This window comes from Thalassotalea profundi (assembly GCF_014653195.1).
In the GTDB taxonomy this organism is placed as follows: Bacteria; Pseudomonadota; Gammaproteobacteria; order Enterobacterales; family Alteromonadaceae; genus Thalassotalea_B; species Thalassotalea_B profundi.
On sequence record NZ_BNAH01000004.1, the window covers coordinates 318,700 to 330,411 of the forward strand.

6 protein-coding genes are annotated in these 11,712 nt (G+C 38.1%); all 6 read left to right on the plus strand.

The window, feature by feature from the left end:
* Positions 1–41: 41 nt before the first annotated feature.
* The 6 genes from hsdR (at position 42) to IE155_RS07050 (ending at position 11,602) form a co-directional block, all read left to right on the plus strand.
* The gene (hsdR, locus tag IE155_RS07025; protein WP_189377521.1) at positions 42–3,572 is read left to right on the plus strand and encodes a type I restriction-modification system endonuclease; all 3,531 of its coding nucleotides are present in this window, start codon (positions 42–44) and stop codon (positions 3,570–3,572) included.
* Between the two features lie 56 nt (positions 3,573–3,628).
* Entirely contained in the window at positions 3,629–4,081 is a 453-nt protein-coding gene (locus IE155_RS07030; RefSeq protein WP_189377522.1) for an REP-associated tyrosine transposase, read from the plus strand.
* Positions 4,082–4,242: 161 nt separating this feature from the next.
* The gene (locus IE155_RS07035; protein WP_189377523.1) at positions 4,243–5,955 is read left to right on the plus strand and encodes an N-6 DNA methylase; all 1,713 of its coding nucleotides are present in this window, start codon (positions 4,243–4,245) and stop codon (positions 5,953–5,955) included.
* A complete protein-coding gene (locus tag IE155_RS07040) occupies positions 5,948–7,537 on the plus strand; it encodes a restriction endonuclease subunit S (RefSeq protein ID WP_189377524.1) in 1,590 nt (529 codons plus the stop codon). The genes IE155_RS07035 and IE155_RS07040 overlap by 8 nt, the downstream gene beginning before the upstream one ends.
* 364 nt (positions 7,538–7,901) lie before the next feature.
* Complete coding sequence (locus IE155_RS07045; RefSeq protein ID WP_229817109.1) at positions 7,902–10,229, plus strand: DUF8426 domain-containing protein; 2,328 nt, start codon at positions 7,902–7,904, stop codon at positions 10,227–10,229.
* Positions 10,229–11,602, plus strand: a complete 1,374-nt coding sequence (locus IE155_RS07050; protein ID WP_189377525.1) for an McrC family protein — start codon at positions 10,229–10,231, stop codon at positions 11,600–11,602. The genes IE155_RS07045 and IE155_RS07050 overlap by 1 nt, the downstream gene beginning before the upstream one ends.
* Positions 11,603–11,712 lie beyond the last annotated feature (110 nt).

Consider the following 11,712-nt stretch of genomic DNA (forward strand, 5'->3'; position numbering starts at 1 on the left):
AAAGTTGCCAATATTAATTATGTCAAAGGAGTAGTTCGTCAGTGAAAAAATCTAATTTTGAATTTTTAAAAGGTGTTAACGACATTCTGTATCGCATAGCATTTGCGGCAGAAAAGAACTTTCCTGACGATCCTAATACCACCTTAGTTAAACTTCGTATGTTTGGCGAAGCTTCCGCCAAGCATATCGCAAAATTGTTAGACATTCAGATACCTGATACCCAATTAGAGCTAACCCGAGAACTCGCCAAAATTGCTTGGGTTGATGATTCAATTATCAATGTCTTCCACTCACTACGTAAAGTGGGCAATCAAGCAGTTCATGATTATCACAATGACCTTGATGATGCGGAAATGGCATTACGCTTAGCCTATCGATTAAGTATTTGGTACTACAGGCTAGTCAAAAATGATGTTGACTTTGCAGCGCCGATATTTGTATTACCCGATGGTAAGCAAGATGATGAATACCAACAGCAAGTCACCGAATTAAAACAACAGCTACAACAAGCATTAAATACCAGCGCACAAACTGATGCTGAACTTGAAGCCAACAAAAATAAGTTAACCGCATTAGGTGGCTATATTGCCATTTTGGAAGGTAAACAAGAAGAAACCGAAGCTCAAACCAAAGCAAGAGTTGATGCACTCGAAGCGCAATTACAAGCAAAAGAGAAAGAACTTGCCAAGAAAACAGAAACAGAGCGCAAAGCTTATAAGAAAGAAATCACACAGCGTGCAGCAGCTCGCCGTTTAGACTTATCAGAAAAAGAAACCCGTTTTATCATCGATCAACAGCTGCGTGATGCAGGCTGGGCTGCCGACAGCCAAGCATTAACCTATGCTAATGGTACACGTCCTCAAGTGGGTAAAAACTTAGCTATTGCAGAATGGCCAACAGATAAAGACGAAACAGGTAAAGCAGGTTTCGCTGATTACGTACTGTTTGTTGGTCTGCAGCCACTTGGCGTAGTTGAAGCGAAAAAAATCAATATTGATGTTTGCGGTAAGTTAACGGAAGCACACCGCTATAGTATTTATTTCAATTACGATCACTTAAACGATGAATTATTAACTCAAGTCGCAAACGATCCCGTTCAGCAGGCAAAAGTCGCTGAGCAAACAAAAAACTATCAAGTGTCATGGCCAGAATCGGCAACAGCCAATACCAGAACCTATAAAATTCCTTTTGTATTTTCTGCCAATGGTCGGGAATACCGACGTCAGTTATTAACCAAAAGTGGTATTTGGTATCGTGATGTTCGTAAAACCAGTAACGACCCTAAAGCATTACCTGCATGGCATACCCCAGAAGAGTTAAAAGCAAAGATCGGTAGTAATAGTGATGCAGCGCACCAATGGTTAGAAAATAATAAACCAGATGATTTAGGTTTGCGTTATTTCCAAGAAGAGGCCGTAACAGCAACCGAGCAAGCGATTAAACAAGGTCAGCAAAATATATTACTGGCTATGGCAACTGGTACAGGTAAAACCCGTACAGCTATCGCGTTAATGTATCGTTTAGTACAATCACGTCGTTTTAACCGTATTCTGTTTTTAGTTGACCGTCGCTCTCTAGGTGAACAAGCCCTTGGCTCGTTTGATGATACCCGTATTAACGACGTACCTTTTAATACCATCTTTAACATTAAAGGCTTAACCGATAAATTCCCGTCTGACGCTACTAAAATTCATGTCGCAACGGTGCAGTCCTTAGTAAAGCGTACACTGCAAAGTGATGAATTTATGCCTGTAGAACGTTACGACTGTATTATTGTTGATGAAGCGCACCGTGGTTACATTCTCGATAAAGAACAAACCGACGGCGAAATGGAGTTCCGCAACCAGCTTGACTACGTGTCGGCGTATCGAAGAATACTCGATCATTTTGACGCAGTTAAAATAGGGCTTACCGCAACGCCTGCGCTACATACTACCGATATTTTTGGTTTACCTGTGTATCGTTATAGCTATCGTAAAGCAGTAATCGACGGTTACTTGACCGACCAAGAGCCGCCAATAAAAATTATTACCAAACTTAATAGCCAAGGCATCTTTTTTGGTAAAGGCACCGAAGTTACCAGGCTCACCAATCAAGGTGAATTAATAGAAGACACCCTTGAAGATGAGCAAGACTTTGAAGTCGCTAGCTTCAACCGTGATATTATCGCTACGAATTTTAATAAAATAGTGGCAGAAACCTTAGCGAAAGAATTAGACCCAACAGGTAAGCAAAAAACGCTGATCTTCTGTGTCAATAACACCCATGCTGACAACATGGTGCTAGAGCTAAAAACCGCCTTTAAAGATAAATACCCTGAGTTAGAGCACGACGCCATTGTAAAAATAACAGGCGAAAGCGATAAAGATCCTAAAAAAATCCAAAGCATGATCACCCGTTATAACAAAGAACGCTTACCCAATATTGTTATTACCGTTGATTTGCTTACCACAGGCATCGACATTCCCAGTATTTGTAATCTGGTGTTTTTACGTAAAGTAAAAAGTCGTATCTTATACGAACAAATGAAAGGTCGTGCCACGCGCTTATGCCCAGAAGTGGGTAAAACCAGCTTTAAAATTTATGATGCCGTTGACTTATACAGCACATTAGAATCAGTTGATACTATGCGCCCAGTAGTAGTCCGTCCTAAAATAGAGTTGAAAACCTTAGTAAACGAAATTACTGACTCAGAAACTTATCAAGTTACCGAAGCTGACGGGCGAAGCTTTGCTGAGCACAGCCATGAACAGCTGGTCGCTAAAGTGCAACGTATTGTCAGCCATGGTTTATTTAATCGCGAAAAATCAGTTGAAATAGAGCACGCGATTAAACGCCTTGATGAGTCATTGGCGGTTGGTGCAGGTTGTGATTTTTCAGGCTTAGCAAATACGTTAAATAGTAAAGGACCGCAACCAAGCGCTGAAATTTTTGATCAAATGCCCAAGCTGGTTGAACACTTAGAAAAACTCAAAAAGCTAATCAATAAAGTACGCAAAGAACCCATATTTACTGACATTGATGATGAACTTATTGAAGAGAAGCCCGGTTTTGGTGAATTTGATACCCCGGAAGATTTCTTAGAAGCATTCGACAACCTCGTTGAGCAAAGTGAAAACAAACAAGCCGCATTGCATACAGTGATTACCAAGCCAAAAGATTTAACCCGCAAAGCCTTACTAGAGTTACAAGAATGGTTTGACGCGCAATCGTTTGACGAATCGACATTGCGCGTAGCTTGGCAAAAAACCACCAACCAAGACATAGCTGCACGATTAATTGGCCATATTCGCCGCGCAGCCTTGGGTGATGCGTTATTACCGTTTGATCAACGTGTTGATAATGCCTTAAGTAAGTTACTGAAACAAAACGACTGGAGCAGCGAACAAACCAGCTGGCTTGAACGCTTAGCCAACAGTTTAAAAGAACAAGTTGCTATCGATGACGACACCTTTAAAACCGGAAACTACAAACGTCGTGGCGGCAAACGCAAACTAGAAGCCGTGTTTGACGGGAAACTAGCAAAAATACTCGAACAATTTAATGAATACATGTGGGAACAACCTGCTTAACAGCATGCTAGGTCAGGCTTTAGCCTGACAAATAATAACAAGGTAACGGATTATATATGTCATGGAATGACTTACGAAAAGGGCGTTTTTCGCAACCAAAAGCAGAATACTTTATAACCTTTAATACCCATAACAGGCAGGATATATTTACAAATTATAAAATCGCACAGTTGTTTTGTAAGCAAATAGTCATAAATGAACAAAAGCATCACCGTAAATGGCTAACTTGGGTTTTAATGCCAGATCATTTTCATGGTTTATTAAGGTTGGGTGAAAAGGAAATATTATTATCAAAAGTTATTGCTGAATTAAAAGGGTCAACAGCATATATCATAAATGCTGAGTTAGACCGCAAGGGAAAATTATGGCAAACATCGTTTTATGATCATGCATTACGCAAAGAAGAAAGTAGGAAAAATATCGCACGATATATCGTTGCCAACCCGTTAAGAAAAGGGTTAGTAAAAGACATAAAAAATTATCCATATTGGAATTCAATATATCTGTAGGTCAGGCTTTAGCCTGACAAAAAAAGAAACAATTTAAAGCGTTAGCCTAAAGGCTAACCTACAAGAATAGATTTACCGTAGGTCAGGCTTTAGCCTGACAAAAAAAGAAACAATTTAAAGCGTTAGCCTAAAGGCTAACCTACAAATAAATAAGAGAAATTATGAATAACAATGATCTAGTAGCAAAACTTTGGAAAATGTGTGACAACCTACGTGACGGCGGTGTCTCTTACCAAAACTACGTAAACGAACTTGCTTCATTACTGTTTTTAAAAATGACCGAAGAAACAGGGCAAGAGGATGACTTGCTACCTGAAGGCATGCGCTGGGCAGATCTCAAAGGCAAAATAGGGCTAGACCAACTGCAATTTTACCGCAACATGTTAGTGCAACTTGGTGCTGATGAACATGCCATTGTTCGCGCTATTTTCCAAAACGTTAACACCACTATTACCAATGCTAGTCAATTAACAGAGCTTGTTTCAACAATGGATGGTTTAGATTGGTATGAAAGTGGCGAAGGTGAAAATGTTGTAAAAACCCGTGACGATTTTGGCGACATGTACGAAGGGCTGTTACAAAAAAATGCCAACGAAACTAAATCGGGCGCAGGTCAATACTTCACCCCAAGGCCATTAATTGAAACTATGGTTAGGTTATTAAAACCGCAGCCGCGCGAAATAATTCAAGATCCTGCTGCTGGTACCGCAGGCTTTTTAATTGAAGCCGACAAATACATTAAAAGCCAAACCAATGACCTAGACACCTTAAGTGACGACGATGTAGAATTTCAAATGCATAAAGCTTTCATCGGGCTGGAACTCGTACCTGAAACTCGCCGTTTAGCGCTGATGAACTGTTTATTACACGACATAGAAGGCAATGAAGACGTTGGTGGTGCTATTCGTCTTGGTAACAGTTTAGGTAACGACGGTGAAAACCTACCTAAAGCAAACGTTATTTTAACTAACCCGCCATTTGGCAGTGCCTCAAGTACTAATATTACCCGCACCTTTGTTTACCCAACCTCTAATAAGCAATTATGTTTTATGCAGCATATTTACAACGCTTTAGAGCCAGGTGGTAGAGCCGCCGTTGTTATTCCTGATAATGTCTTATTTGAAGCAGGTGTAGGCACCAGTATTCGTAACGACTTAATGCACAAATGTAATTTACACACTATTTTGCGTTTACCTACCGGTATATTTTACGCAGCAGGGGTTAAAACTAATGTATTGTTTTTCCAAAAAGGCACACCAGAGAATCCTAATCAAGACAAAGACTGTACTACCAATACTTGGGTATACGATTTACGAACCAACATGCAAACCTTTGGTAAACGTAGTCCCTTTACCGCTAAATACCTTGAAAGTTTTGAGCAAGCTTATAACCCTGTAGGTTGGGCTTTAGCCCAACAAGCAAATGCAGGCGCAACTTCAGCCAAGCAAGAGAGTGTAGGTCAGGCTTCAGCCTGTCAAAACGATATAAAAGAAATACTAAAAGCCCGTACTGAAGGCATTTATAATATTCTCGGTTGTACAACGCCAGTAGATGAGGATGCTGAAAAAACACTTGAAAGTGTCAACAGCCTTGAGCTGGGTAGATGGCGTAAATTCTCTCGTCAATACATCAAAGACAAAGGTGACAGCCTAGACATCACTTGGCTTAAAGATAACTCAATTACCGATGCTGCCAACTTGCCAGAGCCAGATGTATTAGCGACAGAAGCGATGACCGAGCTTACCGAAGCCCTACGAGAAATGAATCAACTGATGATAGAACTCGGCGCAAGTGAACAAGCTGAAGGGCAGGTAGCATTGTTAGCTGAAGAGTTTGGATTAGAGAAAAGAATTATTGGAGCTGTAAATGAATAGCTCAGCAGTCATTATAAAAAAATGCGTTGAAGAATTTGCTAGCTTTGAAAGCCTAAAGAGGAAAAAGCAAAAAGAAAAAGTGTTTAAAAAAGGTATTTTATGGGATTTTAGTGACCAAATTACAGCAGGGTGGTATATCGCTGATTTATTTGATGTTACTAACTTAATTACTTGTGGTGTGGCAAAACGTCCAGAATATGTTGAAGAAGGGATTCCTTTTTTGTCAGCACAAAATGCAAGACCATTTAAAACTAATTTAAATAAAATTAGGTATATAGACGAAAATACTTTTAAAAAAATCACTGTTGGTGGAAAGCCAGAAAAAGGGGACATTCTATATACACGTGTAGGAAATTGTGGTGAAGCTGCAACTGTTCCGTATGATTTCAATTTTGGTGTTTACGTAAGTTTAACTTTAATAAAACCAAACAGTTTATTTTTATATTCTGATTATTTAACAGCTTTTTTGAATAGTCGCTTCGGGATTATGCAAGCTTCTCAAGGTGCGATTGGCATAGGTTTGAAAAACTTAAATGTTGATAATGTTAGGAGGTATAAGATCCCATTGCCTCCTATTTCAGAACAAAAGCGTATTGTTGAAAAGCTCGATAGCTTATTGGCGCAAGTTGACACCATACAACAACGCCTCAACAACTTACCCAACATCATCAAACGCTTCCGCCAATCCGTCCTCGCCGCCGCCGTCTCCGGCAAACTCACTGAACAATGGCGTGTAGTTCATAAATTTGATATTAAGCTTAGTGAACTTAAGTTAGTTAAAGAGTTATTGATTACTAAAAAAGAAATTAAAAACGATCTTGTTTTTGAAACAACTGAAGGAACGTTTGCTATTCCTGAATCTTGGGAATTTATAAAGTTACAATCACTAGCCAATAAAGTAACAGATGGTGAACATAAAACACCAAAAAGAGAGGAGTCTGGTCGATTTCTCCTTTCCGCACGTAACGTGAGAGATGGCTATATAGACACTTCTAATGTCGACTTTGTTGGTGATGATGAATACGCTAAGTTACGTAAACGTTGTAATCCGAACAAAGGAGATATTCTTATTTCTTGCTCAGGATCAGTTGGTCGAATTTCTTTGGTTGATAAAGATGATGAATATGTAATGGTACGTAGCGCTGCGTTAGTTAAAACGCTACCCGAGTATGTTTCTAACAAATTTTTAATGTATGTTCTTCAATCACCACATATTCAAAAACAAATAGTGGATGCATCAAAATCTACAGCCCAAGCAAATTTGTTTTTAGGTCCGATTAAGAATTTGTTTATTCCATATTTACCAATAGAAGAACAAACCGAAATCGTACGTCTAGTTGAACAATACTTCGCCTTAGCCGATACCTTGGAAAAGAATCTCGCCAATGCCAAACAGCGTGTCGATAACCTAACACAATCGATTTTAGCCAAAGCCTTTAAAGGCGAATTAGTACCACAAGACCCTAACGACGAACCTGCCGACAAACTGCTTGAACGCATCAAAGCCGCCCGCCTTGAAGCTGAAAAACTAGAAAAGGCTGCTAAAAAAGCCGCGAAAGCAAGCAAGGCTAAAAAGAATTAGGTGTTTTGTAGGTCGGCATTTATGCCGTCATGATTATTATCATCATGGTTATTGTAAACATGACTTGTCAGGCTAAAGCCCGACCTACAACGCATCAAAACCGCCCGACTTGAAGCCGAAAAACTAGAAAAGGCCGCTAAAAAAGCCGCGAAAGCAAGCAATGCTAAAAAGAATTAGGTGTTTTGTAGGTCGGCATTTATGCCGTCATGATTATTATCATCATGGTTATTGTAAACATGACTTGTCAGGCTAAAGCCCGACCTACAACGTATCAAAGTCGCGCGATTTGAAGATGAAAAGCTAGAAAAGGCAGCTAAAAAAGCACAATAGCAAGTAAAGCTAAAAATAAATAAAGGAATTTTATATGCATGATTTAAAAAATTTATGGGATGAGTTTTTAACAACATGGTCCATTGATCGTGTTAAAAATATGACATTAGAGGAATATGTAGGCTTTGCAGACAAAACAACCTTTACTTACTGGCTTGAGACTAAAACCCACCCGATAGCTAATATAAACGGTTCACCTTCGTATAAGTTTGGAATCTATAAAAGAAACCCTAATAAAGAAATTAAAGAAAAAGCCGGTACAAAACAAGGTGAAGAATACTCATGGTACAGTCGTTTTGGTGATACAGAACAGGAAGCTTTTATAGCAATACGAAAAAACATTTTAACTGTTATCAATGCGTCTCAAAATAATGATTTAAATACCATTGAAAATGTTTCATTGTCTAATATGTTTAAGTGGAAAATAGCTTTTTTATATCAAAACCGTAACTCGCCCACTATCGTTAATATTTTTTCTAAAGATAAATTAGATGAGTTAACAGGCCTTTCAGGAAAGCCTTCCTTTTCCGATTATTACCAAGAGTTAGTGTCTAATTATAACGCTGAGGATTATGAAAGTATTGCAGAGTATGGGAAAGAACTGTGGTTGCAATCAGAAGTGGAATCTAATGCTGATGCAGCAATTACTCGTCAATATACTGATAACAGTATTGATATACAAGAGTCACCTTTAAACCAAATTTTTTACGGCCCACCGGGTACAGGTAAAACCTATCATACTCCTGAAGCAGCCGTTAAAGCAGCAGAGCCAATAAAATACCAAGCATTAGGAATAGATAAACTATTAGGTGCCACACCTGCTCAGCAAGCAGAGCTAAGAGAATTGTACAAGTCACTTACTGATGCTGGGCGAATTCGTTTTGTTACTTTTCATCAAAGCTACGGATATGAAGAGTTTGTAGAAGGGCTAAAGGCGTTTACCAATGAAGATAAGCAAGTAGAATATGAAGTTATTCCTGGTGTCTTTAAAAAAATTAGTGAGGATGCCGAAAAATCAAAAGAGAAAAAAAATATCGGCCTGAAACCATCAGCTAGAGTTTGGAAAATATCAATTGATGGCGTCAATCATAGTCCTGTAAGAGATTATTGTTTACAAAATGGACTAGCGGCTATTGGTTGGGGCGATACAGGAGATATGAGAAAAGACGAACGTTCTGAAAGTGAAAATGAATACTTTGCCAATTTGTCAAGTACGAATAGAAATACAATTGATAACTTCTGTTCTCGTATTACTGAAGGTGAATTAATTCTTTGTATTAGTAGTGCTAAAACCATACAAGCCATTGGTGTTGTAAAAGGGGAATATGAATATAGAGAAAATGGTATTTTAGGTCGTAAAGACTTTTGCCATACATTACCCGTAGAATGGCTTGTAACTGATACAGTGCTTGATATATATGAATTAAACAACAATATAAATCTCGTTCAAAAAACGGTTTATGAATTAGATAGGTTTTCAACTGCAGACTTATTGAAAAAAGCAGAAGAAAACGGAATTACCTTAAACAAGGACTGTGACTCTAACTCTGAAGATAATTATGTGCTTATTATTGATGAAATTAACCGTGGTAATATTTCTAAGATCTTTGGTGAACTAATTACTTTAATAGAGCCTTCTAAACGGTCAGGATTGGATAAAAACGGTAAAGAAAACCGTGAAGCGTTGTATGTTCATTTACCCCATACACCTCATAAAAAGTTCTCTGTACCAAGCAACCTTTATTTAATTGGCACAATGAACACCGCTGACCGTTCTCTAGCCATGATGGACACTGCACTACGTCGTCGTTTTGATTTTGTTGAAATGATGCCAAAACCTCAGCTGTTTAAAGGCAAAAAAGTGCATAATATTGATCTCCAACAGTTACTTGAAGTAATGAATGAACGTATTGAAGTACTTTATGATCGTGAGCACACACTAGGTCATGCTTTTTTTATGCCTGTGATAAATGTATTAGATGATAAAGGTGAAGATGATGCTTTTATTGAATTACAAAAGGTATTTAAAAATAAAATCATCCCACTTTTAGAAGAATACTTTTTTGAAGATTGGAACAAAATACGTTTAGTATTAGGAGATAATCGTAAAAATAGTCAAACGCAGAGCCAGTATGTTTTTATTCAACAAAGTACCGCTTCATACAATGATATCTTCGGTGAAGGCCATGGTTTAGAAACCTATGAAGATAAAAAGACTACTTACAAACTTACTGACTTTAATGACGAAAATAGTTCATGGCAACTCCCGTTGGCTTATCAAGCCATTTATGATGTATCGGTATTGAAGAAAACTGATACACCGACTAACTCAGATGAAGAGCTAAAAACGAGCAATCAATAATGTTGGTAGTTAAAAAGCAAGTTACGGTTTTTGAGTTTGGTTATTTAGGTAATGGTGACGATAAAAGTGGCAAAGCACAGGCATCACCTAAGATAAAAGCTATTTCTGAAAAAGCATATGAATATTTAAAAAGCTTATGTTTATGTGATGAGTCAGAAAGCCGTTTTTTGCGCCTAAAACAAATTGATAGCTGTGAGGTACTGCAAGTTCAAAACTATGCAGGCGTACTTTTTACCCCTGATGGTACACAAATAGAGGTGTTGCCCAAGGTTGCTAAAAAGCTAGCGAGCGAAAAAGTTGAAGATGAGTCTCGTGGCTCTTTATTGATGATGCTAAAAGCATTAAAACAATTTCGTCATTTACAAACCCATAATGCTAATTTAGCCAAAAACAAAATTCCCTTATTAGAGGTGTTTATCAGTCAGTTTTTATCGTCGGTAAACACCCTGATTAAGCGAGGGTTACGCAGTGACTATGTTCGGTGTGAAGATAATTTAGCTTTTTTAAAAGGTAAATTATTGGTGGGTAATCAGGTTCAGCATAATTTTGTGAATAAGCATAAGTTCTATGTTGAATATGAAGAATACTTGCAAGATAGACCCGTTAATCGCTTGATTCACTCTGCATTAAAAAAAGTAGCTAACTACAGCCGTAGTGCGAACAACCAAAAGCTTATTCAAGAGCTGTCATTTGCTTTTGCTGATATACCAATGAGCACCAATATCAAAAATGATTTTGCTAGCATAAAGCTCGATAGAGGCATGAGCTATTATGAAGCGCCCTTAGCATGGGCAAGATTAATTTTGGAAGGGTTTTCACCATTAACGATGCAGGGAAAAAGCAATGCATTTTCCCTATTGTTCCCAATGGAAGCCGTCTTTGAAAGTTATGTTGCCAGTATTTTACGCAAAGATCTGCCTGAACGTTTGAGTTTAAAAACACAAGCCAGCTCTGAGTATCTAGTTAGTCACAAGCAAAAGGGACAGGATAAAAATCTCTTTCAACTTAAACCCGATCTGTTACTTCGCCACACAGCAGGAAATCATGAAAACAAAAATGCTTGTGTACTTGATACTAAATGGAAGTTGATTAATCAAAAAGATGAAGGTAACAAATACGGATTATCACAAGCTGATTTTTACCAAATGTTTGCCTATGGGCATAAATACTTAAAGGGCAAAGGTGAGCTAGTTTTGATTTACCCAAGTCATGATGATTTTCAAGAGACTATTGAGCAGAGCTTTAACTTTAATGAAAGTGACGATAACAGTGAATTACTGCGTTTATGGATAGTTCCTTTTAATATTTCAGCTTCTGTACCTGAAAATGAAAGTCGGTTTAAATGGCCGAAAGGTTCCTGCCTTGCAAGATAGTACTGAGAGAGTCACTGTATTCGTAGGGTGATCTTCCCCAAATAATGTAGACATCTTTTATTTAGAAAATGAAGTATGATGAGAGATGTTATGAGTAATAATAAATACCC